Annotated in this window: 15 protein-coding genes; 6 read left to right on the top strand and 9 right to left on the bottom strand. The window is 41.6% G+C overall.

Annotation, left to right across the window (positions count from 1 at the left end; all coding sequences use genetic code 11):
- Nucleotides 1-17: 17 nt before the first annotated feature.
- From J8Z24_RS10335 to J8Z24_RS10325, 3 genes are all read right to left on the bottom strand, one after another.
- Nucleotides 18-542: a hypothetical protein gene (locus tag J8Z24_RS10335; protein WP_252094635.1), complete on the bottom strand. Its 525-nt coding sequence runs from the start codon at nt 540-542 to the stop codon at nt 18-20.
- Between the two features lie 220 nt (nt 543-762).
- Complete coding sequence (locus J8Z24_RS10330) at nt 763-2,949, bottom strand: cation:dicarboxylate symporter family transporter (RefSeq protein ID WP_125252837.1); 2,187 nt, start codon at nt 2,947-2,949, stop codon at nt 763-765.
- A 94-nt stretch (nt 2,950-3,043) separates the two neighbouring features.
- Nucleotides 3,044-3,532, bottom strand: a complete 489-nt coding sequence (locus J8Z24_RS10325) for an aldolase/citrate lyase/malate synthase family protein (RefSeq protein ID WP_125252838.1) — start codon at nt 3,530-3,532, stop codon at nt 3,044-3,046.
- 144 nt (nt 3,533-3,676) lie between these two features.
- Between J8Z24_RS10325 and J8Z24_RS10320 the strand changes: the two genes are divergently transcribed.
- On the top strand, nt 3,677-5,161 hold the full coding sequence (locus J8Z24_RS10320) for a DUF3612 domain-containing protein (RefSeq protein WP_252094634.1): 1,485 nt from the start codon (nt 3,677-3,679) through the stop codon (nt 5,159-5,161).
- 266 nt (nt 5,162-5,427) lie between these two features.
- Nucleotides 5,428-6,333 (top strand): RbmA family biofilm matrix protein, encoded by a 906-nt coding sequence (locus J8Z24_RS10315; protein ID WP_252094633.1) that lies wholly within the window; start codon nt 5,428-5,430, stop codon nt 6,331-6,333.
- A gap of 158 nt (nt 6,334-6,491) precedes the next feature.
- On the opposite strand, the gene mnmC is transcribed toward J8Z24_RS10315, so the two are convergent.
- Entirely contained in the window at nt 6,492-8,477 is a 1,986-nt protein-coding gene (mnmC, locus tag J8Z24_RS10310) for a bifunctional tRNA (5-methylaminomethyl-2-thiouridine)(34)-methyltransferase MnmC2/FAD-dependent 5-carboxymethylaminomethyl-2-thiouridine(34) oxidoreductase MnmC1 (RefSeq protein WP_252094632.1), read from the bottom strand.
- A 176-nt stretch (nt 8,478-8,653) separates the two neighbouring features.
- Here mnmC and fabB point away from each other — a divergent pair, with 176 nt between their 5' ends.
- A complete protein-coding gene (gene fabB / locus J8Z24_RS10305) occupies nt 8,654-9,868 on the top strand; it encodes a beta-ketoacyl-ACP synthase I (RefSeq protein WP_176033262.1) in 1,215 nt (404 codons plus the stop codon).
- 64 nt (nt 9,869-9,932) lie between these two features.
- Here the strand turns inward: fabB and smpB are convergent, their stop codons facing one another.
- Nucleotides 9,933-10,415 carry an SsrA-binding protein SmpB gene (smpB, locus tag J8Z24_RS10300; RefSeq protein ID WP_099640520.1) on the bottom strand — a complete coding sequence of 161 codons (483 nt, stop codon included), beginning with the start codon at nt 10,413-10,415 and terminating at the stop codon, nt 9,933-9,935.
- Between the two features lie 141 nt (nt 10,416-10,556).
- On the opposite strand from smpB, the gene J8Z24_RS10295 reads away from it, so the two are divergent.
- Nucleotides 10,557-10,991, top strand: coding sequence for a type II toxin-antitoxin system RatA family toxin (locus J8Z24_RS10295; protein ID WP_176033261.1), 435 nt, complete (start codon nt 10,557-10,559; stop codon nt 10,989-10,991).
- Complete coding sequence (locus J8Z24_RS10290) at nt 10,991-11,329, top strand: RnfH family protein (protein WP_252094631.1); 339 nt, start codon at nt 10,991-10,993, stop codon at nt 11,327-11,329. Before J8Z24_RS10295 ends, J8Z24_RS10290 begins: the two co-directional genes overlap by 1 nt.
- A 167-nt stretch (nt 11,330-11,496) precedes the next feature.
- Here J8Z24_RS10290 and J8Z24_RS10285 read toward each other — a convergent pair whose 3' ends face one another.
- The gene (locus J8Z24_RS10285) at nt 11,497-11,856 is read right to left on the bottom strand and encodes an outer membrane protein assembly factor BamE (RefSeq protein ID WP_176033260.1); all 360 of its coding nucleotides are present in this window, start codon (nt 11,854-11,856) and stop codon (nt 11,497-11,499) included.
- A gap of 162 nt (nt 11,857-12,018) precedes the next feature.
- On the opposite strand from J8Z24_RS10285, the gene J8Z24_RS10280 reads away from it, so the two are divergent.
- Entirely contained in the window at nt 12,019-12,363 is a 345-nt protein-coding gene (locus J8Z24_RS10280) for a GIY-YIG nuclease family protein (RefSeq protein WP_206644475.1), read from the top strand.
- Here the strand turns inward: J8Z24_RS10280 and J8Z24_RS10275 are convergent.
- The 3 genes from J8Z24_RS10275 to J8Z24_RS10265 all read right to left on the bottom strand — a co-directional run bounded on the left by J8Z24_RS10275 (nt 12,291) and on the right by J8Z24_RS10265 (nt 16,670).
- Nucleotides 12,291-13,205: a M20/M25/M40 family metallo-hydrolase gene (locus tag J8Z24_RS10275; protein ID WP_252094630.1), complete on the bottom strand. Its 915-nt coding sequence runs from the start codon at nt 13,203-13,205 to the stop codon at nt 12,291-12,293. The genes J8Z24_RS10280 and J8Z24_RS10275 overlap by 73 nt on opposite strands.
- A 7-nt stretch (nt 13,206-13,212) precedes the next feature.
- Nucleotides 13,213-14,412, bottom strand: a complete 1,200-nt coding sequence (locus J8Z24_RS10270; protein WP_147390656.1) for a tetratricopeptide repeat protein — start codon at nt 14,410-14,412, stop codon at nt 13,213-13,215.
- 356 nt (nt 14,413-14,768) lie between these two features.
- Entirely contained in the window at nt 14,769-16,670 is a 1,902-nt protein-coding gene (locus J8Z24_RS10265) for a methyl-accepting chemotaxis protein (protein WP_176033258.1), read from the bottom strand.
- Nucleotides 16,671-16,798 lie beyond the last annotated feature (128 nt).

The following is a 16,798-nucleotide window of genomic DNA, read 5'->3' as shown; positions in this document are numbered from 1 at the left end:
CCATTACATCAGGCTAGTTAGCGATTTTCATACGCATCATACTTTTTGGCAAATCGTTCAAATGCCGCTCTTAGCTCTGGGTTTTCATTGATCTGCGTTAGGATGTCGGCTTTTTGTGCCTTTCTTTTGGTGTTAGTGACTGAACGAACATCTGAAGCATCAGGCATGGAGAGATACTTTAAAGAATAAGCGGGGTTTTTTAAGTCTTGGATATTAAGCTGTATGTGCTGCTTGGTGAGGCTGTGAAAACTTTCCTTTGTGAATCGAGTTTCGCATTTGAATGATTTTATTTTGCTGCCATGTCGCGGCTTTTTATCACATTTAGTCTTGAATGAATCATCCGAAGCAAACTTGTTGTACAAATCATAAAAGTCTTTTTTGGCACTTTCCATTTCGAGCTTCAAGACATATTGAGGCTTTTCGCCAATGACTTCTATACGTTCAATCACTTGCTGATTGTTGTCATCTACAGATGCGACACTAAACAACGGAAAAATCGCAACCAGAGCACCTATCAACTGACGTAAGTATACTGATGTCATTATTATTATCCTTATTATAGATACAATTTTAGTTAACGGTATCACAAGCAACCACATTGAACAATAAATAGCCGCATCTGAATCTATCTATTTTATTATTAATTTTTTGTTATTGACTTGTTTTATTTTTGAGGTGTTCTAAGGTTAGAGAGAGCTTAAGAGCTAGCTCGCCCAGTGAGTAGACTTGCCATCAGTTAACACATTAACTGATGGCGTTTTTTTAAAACTTAATTTTCTCTATAAGAGTATTGGGGTCAATTTCCAGCTCATCCATTAAAGACCATCGGGTCTGTTTCTGAATACTGCCTTTACCTAAAATCCAATAATCGTAGGTCTTATCGATATGGCCATTGGTGTGCTGAATAGTAAGCCAAGAATTAACATAACTGAGTAAGTCTTGATTGCGTTTTGCCACTGCAAAGCCTACGGGATATTTCAAGTCAGCACCCTTTGGTACTACAACCCCAAATTGGGGGTAAAACATACTCCAAGCAAAGCCAGCTTCGGCGCTAATCACCAAAGCGTCATATTGATCTGGATGTTCGAAATAGCTTTGTAGGTTGTTAATACTGGATACTTGCACTTTTGGGTTTTGCAGGGCTAATTGTTTGAGTATTGGCGCATACTCCATGTGTGCAAGCTTCAGCTTTTCCAAAGTAAGTAATGCGGACTTGTCTGTGAATCTTTTTAAATCATGATCTTTTGCTAACAAAGCCAGTTGTAATTCCAGTACTTTGTCACTAAAACGTACATTCTGTAAGTCAGTTATATTTATTTCAAGACCTGACATTGCAACATCAAAATAGCCCTTATTGAGGTAGGTTGCTAATTGCGGTTTTTTAAATGGAATAAACTCTACTCGTACTCCCAAATCAGATGCCAATCTATGAGCCAAACTGACATCAAAACCGACCAGTTGATCTTTTTGATTGAAGTAACTAAACGGCACATTATCAACGAGGTATCCAACACGCAGTAGATTACGCTTTTTGATCACGTCAATATTGGTAAGTGATAATTCACCGCTTTGGTATGCCTTGGGTACATAGCTAAGTACATGCGCTGGCACAGTATCTGAAATCACCATATTTGCAATCGCTTCATCTGCCGACTTAGTTTGTTTGCCGAGGTAATTATTTGCTGTAAAACTCAACAACATAAATGCCGGGAGTAAAGCAGATAGTAAGGTCAAATAGTAAACTGATCGTACTCGTTTCAAGTGGAGCTGTTTACGGTTGATAAAAATACACAAAAATACAAAAGCAAAGATATATACCACAGTGGTAGGAGAAACCACTTTGGCAGTCAGTACAGACATAGAGAGATACAGCTGATAAGTGTCTGCGGGAACGCGTAAAATATCCAGTAAATAGGGAATAGCAATATGCACATTCGCAAAGTAACTCAGCATCGCCGACAAAGACACATTAGGGATTTGTTCGAAGCCGATTTGGTTGCCGGTAAGCCATGCTGCAAAAGAGACGAAAATTAAGGTAGTTAGCTTACCTAAACTTGGGAAGGTATAAGCGATAGGTACGAGCACCTCAGCAATGTGATCAGAGTTTTCATCGCTTTGCTTGATTTTGCGTAAATGGTCTTTTATCCCTTCGGTGATCACTGGTAATACAATAAAAACGTTGCCGGTACTGAATGCGGTGATCCACGCATTGCGCATAACCATGATGAGGTCGCGATACTTTACAGGGGTGAGTGCGGCAACAAGCATAGGGAGCAGCACTAACATCAAATACACGCCGACACATAAAACCACAACCCAGTACACCTGTAATTCAGACAGTTCTTCAGCGCTCATCGTGCCTGCCGTGCTTGCTGTCATAGCAAAAATACCGATAGGGAAGATGGCTATGATCTTCTTCGAAATGACCGACAGACCTTGACCGACGACTTCTAATACATCGAGTAACCGGTTCTTCTTTTGGTTAGAAATAAGCGCCATGCCCAGAGCGATACAAAATATGACTAAGGCCGGTACATTACCTTCTGCCATAGAAGCAAAAGGGTTTGAGGGAATATAATGTTTTACAAAGTCTATTTCGGGCGCTGCTGCAACCAGCGCAGGGGAGAAAAAGGTGCCAGCATCATGCGCTGGTAATGTCATAATAAAGCACCAGATCACAGCAAGACCTATCACCCAAATAGAGAGCATGACTAGCGCCGCTTTTGCAAGAATGCTTTTAACTTGTTCTGGATTAAATTTCCCCAACCCCACGATGAGGCTGACGACGATATAAGGAAGAATAGTGATTTGCATCAGGTTCACAAAACCTGTACCGATAGGCTTTAAAAATGATAACCGTTCACCGAAAATTAAACCAGCAAAAATACCAAGTATGAGCGCCCAAAGCATCCAGTTAATGTTTTTTAGAAAATTAAGCAATTTCGTCATGTGCTCAGTCGGAAAAAGAGCGGTATTTTAATTAGCTTAGCTTAAAACTTACTGAATGTTTGAGCGATTTGATTACAAATCATTGAGTGTTTACTCAAAGTTCATAATCATCCCCATTTTTGGCACGATAGCAGGCTCTTCCCGCGGGTTGTTGCACACCATGATAAAAGCTCATCCACAGCTTTTGAAGCTGGGTTTTAGTCTTTTTCCCAACCACAGATGCCAATGGTGTTTCAACGATGATATCTTCGATATGTGCATTATCAAATTGGCCAAGTGCTCCGCAGCGATTGAAGGTAACTTCAATATGTAAGCCATCGTCTTGCTTTAATAAAATAGCTTCCGGCGCTTCACGGTGACCGCAAAGCGCGACGAATTGGCTACACTTTTTTAAGCCACAATGGGTGCCGTTGGCAAAAAACGCAAGCAGGTGGTTGTAGTAAATCACATAGTCTGTCACCTCCATGTGTGAACCAAATTCTAAAGGACACTGTTCATCAAGATACTGTTTTGCCAGCATTGACTGTTGCGCTTTCGTATCGTCAATTAGTTGCTCTGTATGCGGTTGTAATTGCGCTGCCATGATCCACCTCTCTTGTTCATGTTGTCATAAATTGGGAAATATATTCTGGTTGTTTTGTATACATCTTGAGTGTAAGTTAAATATCTAAATAATTTCACAAAAAGAATTTCACAGTGTGAATTTCACAAAAAGGGGTGTGAAATAATGGCAAAAGCTGCAAGTTTAATTCGAAAATCTCACTTTTTGGGTACGAAAATAAGAAATTTAAGAAAGCGTAACCACCTAACTTTGGAAGATTTATCGGCAAGGTGTGTTAAGCAAGACCCGAGTAGTGCACCATCCGTTTCATACTTATCCATGATTGAACGGGGTCAGCGTACGCCAAGCGAAGCGATGCTAGAAAACTTCTCTAACGTATTTCAAAAGCCGATTGAGTGGTTTTTAGATAGTCAACCTGAGGCACCTGAGATTGCACCTGATAAGGGCAGCTCCGGTGGTATCGTGGGTATGGCGCTAGAGCCCAATTTTTTATTTGAGAAAGATATTTTACAAATCGCTATTCCAGAAATGCTCTCTCAAGCTGGTATTAGTGGTAGGCAGTTTGCGCACCTTCTGATCCGTGCTCATCAAGAGCATCACCAAAATCATTTTCCAGATTTGGAGCGTGTAGCCGATGAAGTTGGCGGTAAAAATTTATATTTAAGTTGTGAAGATCTGATGTCTCTTTTACAGGCCAAAGGAAGAAAGGTAGAGTGGTTCGAGCAATCAGGAAGTCTCAATGAGGGAATTGTGACTTCTTACTTTAAAGAGCCAAATGTGGTGTTTATAAATCGCATACTACAATCCCATCCGGCGAGGATGAAATATGACTTAGCCGTTCATATTGGTCATGCAGTGCTACACAATAATGAGGGACTAGACTGTGTACTAAGTACAGGAGAAAGCCGTAAGAATAGTGACAACCCAGACCACGATACGCCAAATGCACAGGATATTCTTGGTGCTTGGCAAGACTTTGAATCAAGTTTTTTCGCTGGGGCACTGCTGTGCCCTCGCACGCCATTTCGACAGCTACTTGAAAGTAGAGGGTATGATGTTCGTGTGCATGAGTCGTTGGGGATTTCTGCGTCAGTAGCAATGCGTCGGATGACTTCCGTATCACCTTATCCGCATTGGCACTACTTTGACGCATATCAGGCTGGAAAGCTAAAAGCAGTATACCGAGGAAATGGGATCCCATTACCGTGGGGTAATATGCGCAGCGTTGCCGATCCTTGTCAGCATTGGGCCGTCTTCAGAAAGTTCCATGATGATAGTAATGCCGCCAGTGCCCAGCTTTCTATTCTGAATGTTAATGGCAAGCCAAGGTTATATTGCTGTGAATCAGTGAAAATCACAGATGTGGCAAATCGTCCTAGGGTGCTCTGCGCAGGTCTTGACTTAAATCCTGCCATTCGGGCTCAAGGTATAGATGCAGATACTTTAGTGGGAGAGCTACAGCAAGTGTGTATCAGTTATGGAGGCTCAAGTGTTGTGCCATACCATATGAAAACGCAGTTATTGAGGGTTGCAAAAATTTTGAATATTCAGTGGGTTGAGAGGGGGCTTGAAGGCGCTGTCCGAGTCATATGTACTCGCGGCAAAAGTTGCCCCAGAAAGCCGGGGTGTTATCTCAACGGTCACGGATAATAAAAATGATAGTTATATCGAATTCTTCTATTTTTGCCTTGAGATAGTATACACATTTAGTTTACACTTTTCAGGTTCATAAAGTGGGTACTAAAATAATTTACTCTATGACAGATTATTTTGATTAAGATATTTTTGCAGTTTCTGCGTGAAATATGCGTTATTTGAGAGGAAGCTATGCTGTATAGACTGGGGGTCATCTTCCCAACATAGACTGCTTAATTAATCAAATGGGTATTTAACAAAACTTATAAAGGGAATATTTAATGTTTAATCGAAAAAGCGCCTACTTATCAATTTCTTGTTTGTTGTTTTCTATATCAGCATCTGCTGAAATTATAACTGTACACTTTGATGCAAAAGTTAGATCTGTACAAACTCCCAGCGGTACTGAAAGTCCACAGGTACAAGATGGAGAGAACTTAAACTTTACGATTGCATACGACACCGAGGCAGAATTAGTGAATAATTACTACGTCGATAGTAATCCTAACAGTTATTTTTCTGCCAGCTTTGAAGGTGGGTTAACAGCTTCAAATAAAAACCTTGGTGGCACAGTACATAAAATCGAGTCAAACAAAATGGAGTTCCCGGAGTATAACGAAGTTCATTACGATACGAACTTTTCTCCAGAAAACACAGTGACAAATAACGGTGAGAGCATCTACTTTTACCTGCAGTTTAAGCAAATCACTGATGAATTGCGTGATGTAAAACTAATATCTGATTGGAATGTAGCACCAAATTATTTTGTTTGGACTGAAGCTTTAGTCCAGTACAATCGTTCATTTATCTACGCAGATATCACGAACTTTACTGTTGGAAACACAACGTCCGTAATTACCAGCGTTGAAGCGGGTAACCAGCAACTAGCAAGAACAGGTGGCACAGTAAACTATGCTTACTCCATCGCTAACCAAGAAGAGACAGGAGCAACTGTTGAAGCATGGGAATATATCACCATGCCAGATGGTACGGCATATAATTTAGGTGGGACATCAGAAATCAAGCTGGCACCAAAAGAAGAGTATGTTCAAACCGGTCGTTACTTCACTATTCCTGCTTATTGGCCAGCCGGCCAGTATACGTACAATTTCCAGTCTCTGCTCATCGATGGGAATGGCGAGAAAGGAGAAATGTCGAAGAGTGCTTTTACATTTATTAAGGAATAACAATATATTCCCTTAACAGTCGCTCAATTGAGTGAATAAGAGTACTTAATAAAAGGTAGACAGTAAAAGTGCGTACTTGTACGCGCTTTTTATCATGCAACCTGAGCTGGGGATGCACATTGCTTATCCACAGCTTAGGTTTATTACGCAAATTAATGTCAAATTTTGTTTCTGATCAGATCTCTGACAAGTAACCTCGCTGGGTGAATGGCTTGATGAACACGCTCGCTAAACGGTCTTGCCTCGCCAAGTAGACCAGCAACTAAATGCTCTGTCGCAAGTGGTGCACTGCACAGTCCTCGAGCGCCAAAACCTGTAACAATGTGAATTCCTTGATAGGGCTGCGCAGCTTCATCAAAGCCGTAGTGTTTTCCCTTTCGTAAATTGGCAAATGCGGAACAAAATTCCTCATTATGTTGCACTTGACCAAGCATAGGTAAGTGGTCGTTGAAGCAGCAACGTACAGCAGCCTTTTCTGAGACAATATCACCAAGGCTGTTTACTAAATCGGTACCTTGATAAAAGTTTTCAAGTTGTGCACGGTTGGTCACATTATCCTCAGCCTTTATTGCCCGACTTTTAGTGTTTTTATCAAAGGTGGCTCCCATGCAATGTAGCTCGTCCATCGCGGGGGTAAAATAACCTTTATGACAAAGTACAGTTGTAAGTGCCTTGGACGCTTGACCAGCTTCAATATGAGAAACTTGACCACGAACACCATGCAGTGGCACATGTTGAGTCTGTTCGAAGCGATCTGAGTGCTCGCCACCGCAGACAAAGACATCTGAAAAAGGTCCAAACGTCTGCTCTTCGGTATGAAGTATCCAACCTTGGGCCACTTTTTCTAGTTTGATAATATCTGTATCGAAATGTGCCTCAATTGGGGTGAGAGAGTTGGCTGCGTCAAATAACGCTTTTGTTGCTTCTGCCGGGTTTAACCAGCCCGCTTCGGGAATAAAAAGTCCACCGTATGGTAGCTGTGTGTTAGCAATAGCCGACGCTTGCTCGCTATCTACTGGGTATACTAAAGCATGTGGCCAGGCTGTTTTATCGACTAGATTTTGGTGTTGCGTTTGTTTAGCCTTGGTTACCGATTGCAGTAGTACACCACACCAGTCGTGAGCAAATTCATAACCACTGCTTGCTAGGTGTTGATATAGACGCTTGGCATACAAAAAGCTATGAGCGTAAAATTCACTTGGTGGTGTGTTATCTGCTTGTAAATTCGGATAAACAGCGCCTTGGCGATTGTGTGATGCGCCTTTTGCCAGGTCATCATCTTGACAAAATAGTGTTGCATTTAGGTTTCTTTTACTGAGATGGTAGAGCAAGCAGCTCGACGTAATACCACCACCAATCACTGCTATATTATTAAGCTGACGCGGCTGAACAGAGTAATATTGTGGCGTATTAGATTGTTGATTTGCGTGTTTGAGCTTGCCCACAACCATTTCGCGTTTGCGGCCAAATCCTTTTACTTTTTTACACTCAAACCCTGCTTCTTGTAGTCCTCGACGGACAAAACCTGCGGCAGTAAAAGTCGCAAAAGTTGCATTGTCTCGGCTCATATTAGCCATGGCGTTAAATAAGCTTTGTTGCCACATGTCAGGGTTCTTGCTCGGCGCAAAACCATCTAAGAACCAAGCATCAATAATCCCGTTTTGTTCAAAACTTATCTGCGGTAGGTTATCGTGAATATCTCCAAACCATAAATCTAATGTCACTGAGCCACTATCAAACTCTAGCCTGTGGCAGCCTTCAAGTGCCATAGGGTATTGTTGGCAAAGTTTTTTGGCAAGTGGCGCTAGAGTTGGCCAAGCTTGAAGTGCTTTAACTAAATCATCGATATGAATTGGATACTTTTCAAAAGATACAAAGTGAAGTTGGTTAACACTGGCGTCTTTGCTACGCTGGTTAAACTGATGCCAAGCATTGAGGAAGTTTAAACCAGTACCAAAACCCGTCTCGGCGATGACAAATCGATCTTTGCCATGATTTTGTAATCGCTCGTCGATATGGTTTTGAGTATAAAAAACATAATGTGATTCGGCTAGGCCATCATCATTAGAGAAATAGACATCGTCAAAACTATTTGCAACTGGTGTACCTGCATCATTGAAGTGTATTTGAGCGTTTTTTATCATGAAAGACTCTATATCTGACTTGTTATAGTGTATTTTACTGACTTTCTGCGCAATAGTCTGGTTGCATTTTTGTTTATTTAGGTTCAGAGTACATGTGTACGCTGGAAAGCTGACCACTTGACGCTAGAATTCAGCGTATAATACGCATAATTTGTAATATCGAAGGGAATATACCCATGAGAAGAGCCGTTATTACGGGGATCGGTGTCGTTTCGAGCATCGGCAACAACAAGCAAGAAGTTTTAGAGTCATTAAAAGCTGGTAAAAGCGGCATCGCTTTTAATCAGGAGTTTGCAGATAACAACTTACGTAGTCACGTGTCTGGTAATATAGATATTGACGTAAAATCTCTAGTGGACCGTAAGGCACACCGTTTTATGGGAGACGCGGCAGCGTTTTCTTATATTGCGATGGCGCAAGCAATTGAAGATTCAGGTTTATCAGAAGAACAGGTATCAAATGAACGCACCGGCTTAATTGTCGGCTCTGGTGGTGGTTCATCTAAGTATCAAGTTGAAGCTGCTGACATCTGTCGAGAGAAAGGAGTTAAGCGCGTTGGGCCTTATATGGTTCCGCGTACTATGGCTAGTACAACATCAGCATGTTTGGCCACTCCATTTAAAATTAAAGGCCTAAATTATTCTATCAGTTCTGCATGTGCGACCTCTGCGCATTGTATCGGTAACGCGGTTGAGCAAATTCAGTTAGGCAAACAAGATGTACTTTTTGCCGGCGGTGGTGAAGAGCTGCATTGGACACTGGCAATGGAGTTCGATGCAATGGGTGCATTGTCAACCAAGTATAATGAGACACCAGAGCTTGCATCTCGTACTTATGACGCAAACCGAGATGGTTTTGTCATTTCTGGTGGTGGCGGTATTGTTGTGGTCGAAGAGTTGGAGCATGCTCTGGCACGAGGGGCACACATTTATGCTGAAATTGTTGGCTACGGCGCAACATCAGATGGGTATGATATGGTTGCACCTTCAGGTGAGGGGGCTGTGCGTTGTATGAAGCAAGCGATGCAAAACATAAATGCACCAATCGATTACTTAAACACGCATGGTACATCAACGCCAGTCGGTGATGTAAAAGAGCTTGGCGCAATTCAAGAGCTATTTGGAGAAAACTCACCAGCTATTAGTGCAACTAAAGCAATGACAGGCCATGCGCTTGGCGCAGCTGGTGTACACGAAGCGATTTACTCTTTGTTAATGTTAGAAAATGACTTTATTGCTCCGTCGATCAATATTGATGAACTGGACGAGCAAGCTCAAGGGTTAGATATTGTAACGCAGCGCCGTGACGGTGCATTAACAACCGTGATGTCGAACAGCTTTGGCTTCGGTGGTACAAATGCGACGCTCGTGATGCAAAAGTATAAAGGTTAAGTTTATACACTGTGTATCAGACATAAAAAAGCAGGCTAGGCCTGCTTTTTTAATGTTTTGTGCTTTAACGCACTTTATGTTTCATTAAGCGTTCTTTATCTCGTGACCAGTCGCGGTCTTTTATATCGGCACGCTTGTCGTGTTGCTTTTTACCTTTTGCAAGATAAAACTCAAGTTTGACCCAGCACTTTTTCCAGTACATTGCTGTGGCGATTAAAGAGTAGCCATCACGTTCTGTTGCACCAATCAGACGAGAGATTTCGCGTTTATTTAGTAGTAGTTTACGATAACGAAGTGGATCGCATATCACGTGGGTTGAAGCACTATTTAATGGCTGTATCTGACTTGCCAACAAATACGCTTCACCATCTTTGATATGGATATAAGTATCTGAGATATTAACCTTACCGGCACGGATACTCTTTACTTCCCAGCCTTGTAATTCGATACCTGCTTCGAACTTTTCATGTAGTGAATACTCGTGACGCGCTTTTTTATTTAGCGCTATAGTATTGCTATTTGATTTACTTGAATTTTTCTTTGCCATAATGGCTTAGTCTACCTATAAATCCTGTTTTAAGACAGCGCTTTTTCATCAATGTGGTGTATTTTTACCTAGTCAGTGGCTGCAAACAAGATAAATCTGCAAAACCTTGATAAAATCCCCTTATTAAGAGTTGGAGTGTCTATGCCACAGATAGAAAAAAGTGCTTTGGTGATGTATAGCACCAAAGAAATGTTTGAACTTGTGAATGATGTTGATGCGTACCCTAATTTCCTACCTCATTGCTCAGATGCCAAGGTGATCAATAGCGATGAACAGGGAATGACTGCTAGCTTGGAAATATCAAAAGCAGGCTTAAAAAAATGGTTTACCACCAAAAATGAATTCGATGGTAACCGTGTGAGAATGCGCTTAGTTGACGGCCCATTTAAATCACTGCATGGTTATTGGGAGTTTACTGAGCTGGATGAGCAAGCTTGTAAGGTGAGCTTAAAATTGGAGTTTGAATTTGCCAGTAAATTGATAGAAATAGCATTTGGTAAATTATTCAATGAAGTAGCCAAAAATATGGTATCTGCTTTTACTCAGCGTGCTAAAATCGTGTACGGAGCAAGATAATGATAAAAGTTGAAGTGGTCTTTGCATTACCTGACAAAGCGACATCTGTGTCAGTTGACGTACCAGAGGGAACCTCGGCTGAGCAAGCGGTTTTACAATCGGACATATTGGATAAGTGTCCAGAGATTGATGCAAATAATTTAACGCTTGGAGTTTGGAATCGCACGGTGAAGCTACATCAAGTAGTGAATGATGGCGATAGAATAGAAATATATCGTCCACTTATAGCTGATCCAAAAGAAGCGCGCAGACGTCGAGCAGAAAAAGCAAAAGAGGAAGGGCGAGCGAGTAAAATCACTGGAGGTCGTCCAACGACACCTGGAAATAATACCAATTAGACTTAATACTTGCTCAATTTGAAAGAGTAAATCTGACGCTAACTGACTGCTAGAAAGGCATTAATTATCCGAAGCTCAGGTTACTTAGCTTCAAGCACTGAATGGGTGTTGAGCATTAAAAAAGGGGAAATCATTTCCCCTTTGACTACGAAATACAGACCGACTAGTTATGAATCTAGCGGCGTGTTAAATTCTTCAGGTTCTTCAAAGTCACCACTGATCCGCACTAGCTTGTCATTCTCAAAATAGACACTGAATGATTTTCTTACCTCTGATGGTCTATCAATATTAAACACATATTGATAGTGCCAGATATTATTGTTAAACGCGTCTTTCGCCAATGGTGTGCCGAGTACATATAATACTTGCTCTCTGCTCATTTGCACTCGAAGCTTATCTACATCTGACTGCTCTAAGAAATTACCTTGTGGCACGTTGATGCGATAAATCCAGCTTGAACAGCCAGACAAAAACACAGTCATAACTACAGCGCTGAGCCAAACAGAAAGGGTTTTATTAGACAGCATGAAATTGTGTATCCTTATTATCAGTTGTTAGCATGATACCGATTGCACAGAGAAGGTAAAGTCTCTTAGCGGATTTGGACTGCGTTAAGTGTAAAAAGTTCGTCTGTAAGTTGCAATAGGTGCAAAAAACCGTTTTAGGTTCAAATTAAGGAGGTAAGTAAATTGCTTGGGCAAGCTTTACTTAATCAAACTGACAGGGCAGATCATCAGGCAGTGTGGAGTTTGTATATTATAGAAACACGCTTTGGGCATTGGTACACCGGTATCACGACTGATGTAGAGAGGCGTTTTCATCAACACCAAAGCGGTAAAGGAGCAAAAAACCTAAGAGGAAAAGGACCTCTTGTCCTTAAATTCCAATTTGCTGTGGGCTCTAGAAGGCATGCCTCCAAACTCGAGTGGCAAGTTAAGCAGCTCACCAAGGCTCAAAAGGTTCAGCTGGTTGAGTCTAAAGGAGAGCGTGTCAACGATAAGATAAAGTCACTGATGAGCGCAACCCCAGCCTGATATTTATCAATATCCATGTTTTCTACAGTGTCTTTGGTAGTATGGTGATGCTTGTCCTCTCCAATACCAAAATAAATATAGGGTATCCCGTTGCGATAAAAAGCGTAATGGTCACTGGCTTTATGCCAATCGATACGGGGGTTATCGGTATAGCGTGCCATTTTTCGCTGCGATGAAACGACAGTTAACTTCAGCGGTGCTTGCTTTATACTCTTTAATTGCGATTTGAATTGACTAAACCCCGGAGAAAATAACGCAAATAGGCGGTTGCTCTTGTTTACTCCTAACATATCTAAATTAATATTAACGGCGATGTCTTGGTTTAATTGTTTGGCGTAAAACTTAGCCCCATGAAGGCCGCGCTCCTCAGCATCTGTTGCGACGAATAAAATATCTCGAGAGCGATTCGTTTTAGCGAGTTGTCTTGCGATGTAAAGCATTGCGGCTGTACCCGAGGCATTATCATTTGCGCCTGGGTAGTGCTTTCTTCCCGTCGTGCCCAAATGATCATAGTGAGCGCTGATCACAATCGGGGTGTCACATCGAGGCTGTGTGCAGGGGAGAGTAGCGGTGACATTATGGCCGGTATCTTTGCTAAAAATGCCCGCTCTAAAAGTAAATTGTTGATATTTAGGATTGGCGCCTGACGCCCGAAAGGCGTCATAAATATACCGCGCGCTAATGTTTGGACTTTTGCTACCACTTTTCCTTCCACGATGACTGACACTTGTGAGCGTTTCTAAATCGGTTATCAGTGAGCCACTTTGAGCTTGAACGCTTGGTAGTGACCCCCAGACGAATAGGACACATGCACAAGCTATGCCGAAGTTACGTCCTAACATACGAAGTTTACCTCTCTTTATTATTGTTTTCAGAAGGTTGGTTATTTGCGATACTTTTTAGTAGTGCTAACTTTCCTTCATAACGCAGCTTGTCGTGCTCGAATGATGCTGTGTTATATGCTTTTTTTAGGTACCGGTCCGCAGCTTTTTTGTCATTTTGTGCAAAAGCAACTTTAGCTAAGCCAAAATAGCTTTCATGAAGGTTTTTATCCAGCTCCCTTGCTTGTATGTAAAAATGCTTAGCGCGGCTAAAATCACCACTGTTAAATGCTTCGTTGCCTAGCACCAGCATATAATAAGGGTTGTTTTTTCTTTGTTCGTGAATATTTCTTTCAATCGTCTTTGCGTCATCGTTTCTTCCGGTTAAATAATATAGCTTTGCTAAATTGCCAAGGGCATTACGATTATCCTTATTAATTGCAATGGCCTGCTGGTAAGCCCGCTCCGCAAGCTGGTATTGATCTGTGATCCGGTAGAGAATGCCGAGATTGCCCCAAGCTCCATCGTGATATTGGTCACTCTCTATCGCCGCACGATAGTAACTGTACGCCATATCTAGATCGCCTTTGATCATCTCCATTGCACCTTTGTTATTGTAAAACATAGACAAAATAGTGCCTGTCGAGATTGAACTGGTGCTAAAGTGTTGGTTTCGACTGTTTGGATCAAAATCAACGGTTACCGAGGTGGGTTTTACATATAGGGTTTTAATAGCATCTTGAGTATTGTCTACTTCAAATATTTTTATATTTACATGGCCTGTGAGCAGACTATAGCCTTGGCTTTCATCCCAATATTCTGGGATATGTACGCGCTGAAACTGAGTTTTCAACCCCACTTGTTTTGCGATGGCATGTGTTAGAATTGACAGCGATAAACAATTGGCGTTCATACTACTGAATGCTTGGCTAGCGGTTAGGTTTGCACCTGATAAATAGGATAATGAATCATCTCCGCTATTGACCAAAAACTCCATTAGCATTTTTGCACGTTTTACCCCAATTTCTTCATTATGGAAGTAGTGCTCTAGTTTAGCCTTGATCTCATTATTCAACTGAAAAACATCTTTGTGAGATTCAACTTGTTGGATATTAAAGTGATGTGTTGAGTTTAGAATTGAGGTATCGATAGTCGCTTTGGGTGTGCTGTTACACCCGCTGAGTAAAGCCGTTAGGATAACCACTAAACACTGAGTAACCGCCTTCATACAACCTCCTAGCAGTGTTCTATTCGCTGTAACTAACTCGATAACTCCGCTATCGTGTCCTGATATCGCTAAAGTAGTTATCCGAATGAGCTAAAAAATATTCCAATTAAGTTTTTACTATAAGCTTTTCAGGCAGTCGGTGTCGAATTTTCCACCATATATTATTTTGATAGAACGCTAAAATGGTATCATCGATTTTGGTTTATCAAGTCACAGATTAACTGTTTCTAGTTATGAATGTAGACTAAAAGCGCTATGAATGCGCGACTATATTTGTTACCTGATGTAACAACGGGGAGAGTACCCAATAAAAGTGCGCCCACACAATGTGGTGCAGGCGCTGTTACTTTGGCTGTTTAGAAGCTGGCGACCAAGTCATCCAGCGTTTTGGCAGAATCCGCTAAACGTTGAATCGCTTGTTCAGTGTCGAGCTGTTCATTCATTACAGCATCACTAATTTCACTAATTTGCTCAATGTTACGACCCACATCGGCCACTACGTTGCTTTGCTCTTCCGTTGCTGTTGCGATCAATGCAGTCATGTCGTTTATTTGATTTGCAGTTTCTGAAATCTCAAGCATTAGCTCTACTGAGGCTTGCATAGTTTGGACACTTTGCTCCGCTTGAGTGCTAGACTGCTGTATTTGATTGACTATGTTGTCAGATACTTGAGTGAGTTCAGAGATTGTTGCTTGAATTTCATCTGTAGAGTGTGAAGTTCGACTTGCTAAGGCTCTCACTTCATCTGCTACTACTGCAAACCCTCTACCATGTTCACCGGCTCGAGCTGATTCTATTGCCGCATTTAGGGCAAGCAGGTTAGTTTGTTCAGAGATCCCTCTAATGACGTCAACAATATTAGCAATTGATTGGGTCTTTTGTGCCAATGTCGCCACTTGACCTGCCATATTATCAATATCTCCAGCCAATAGATGAAGTGTTTCTTGGCTTTGTTGAACACCCAGTCTGCTGTCTTTGGTTGAAGCTTTACTTTGCTCAGTGAGCTTGGCTGTACTCGTTGCACTGCTGGCAATTTCTTGTACTGTTGCACCCATCTCATTAATCGCGGCAGCAACAGACATAGTTTGTGACTTTTGATCGTCCAAAGATTGTGAGTTTTGTTGGCTTTGTTTAAACACAGCTTCACTAGTAATACGAATTGAGCGGCTCTCTTCAGCTACTGAGTGGATCGCTTCCTCAATTTTACTAATAAACTGATTAAAGCCGCCAGCTAGCGCTTGTAATTCAGGCTGTGCGGAATCTGGCAAGCGATAGTTTAGTTTTGCATTGCCACTTCCTAGCTGCTCGAAAAGTTCAGCCATTTTCTTCAGTGGTGCACTGAGATTTTTAGCTAATAACATACTAATGATGCTGGCAACTAAAGCTATCACCAGCGAAAAGCCGATGATTTGCCATTGCAGAGCCGTGATCCCACTGTTAACTTCACTGGTTGGGACCTGAGCAATCACAAATAAATCGGTCTCTGGAATTGGGCTTGCGGCAACTAAATTAGCTTCGCCATCAACTTCGAGCTCCTTAACAATAAATTGTCTTGATGAAGTTAGGTCATGGCTTTGTTGGCCATAGAAATCCTCAAGTGAAGATTTTGCGACTTTGCTTGCGTCAGGGTGCAATTGCACAACCCCTTCTTTATTGACAACGAATACAAAGCCTGTTTGCTCGATTTTCATGTTGGCGAGCATTGACTGCATATCGTCAATACTTTTTGCAAGTCCAGCTAAACCTACCCCAGCTAATTGCTGGTGGTTAACGAACATCTTCACATCCCCTGGTGCTTCTTGGTAGATGCTGATTGAGTAAGCTTCAGCGCTGTTGGTAAAGCCAAAAAACCAACCATCTTGCTGCCGGTCTAAGACACGTAAAAAGCCTTTTTGATTCCAATACTGGCGGGTATCGCGGTTTGCCCAAGATGCTGTAACCAAGTCATATTGCGTTGCGATACGCTTGAGTTCGTCAACCAACAGTTGCTCATCTAAGGTATTTTGTTTTGCTGCTTGTGTGATAAGCAGGTTACTAGAAAGCTGTTGAGCTGCGTTTTTTAGTGTATCTATTTGCATGTGTAACGACTTGTTGATGCTTTCGATTTTACTAGGTAACTCCGACTGCATCATTCGTTCGTTGATTAATGTCTTGGCGCTGTAAAGCGAGGTAAACCCGATTAAACAAGCGACAGCAATCGCAATGATACTACCCAACAGGGTAATTCTCTGAGTAATTGTTAAGCCTGTGTTTTGCATTCGATTTGTGTGTGTAATCCCGTGGAACCGATTATTCTAGCATAGTAAATAACCAGCTCGGAACAAGTAACGGCGTTAGTTTCGAAAAAATAATTTAGAATTATAAAATAACGTTAATATCAGAACTT

It is taken from the genome of Pseudoalteromonas sp. SCSIO 43201 (assembly GCF_023716725.1).
In the GTDB taxonomy this organism is placed as follows: Bacteria; Pseudomonadota; Gammaproteobacteria; order Enterobacterales; family Alteromonadaceae; genus Pseudoalteromonas; species Pseudoalteromonas peptidolytica.
This window is presented reverse-complemented; position numbering and strand designations above follow the sequence as displayed.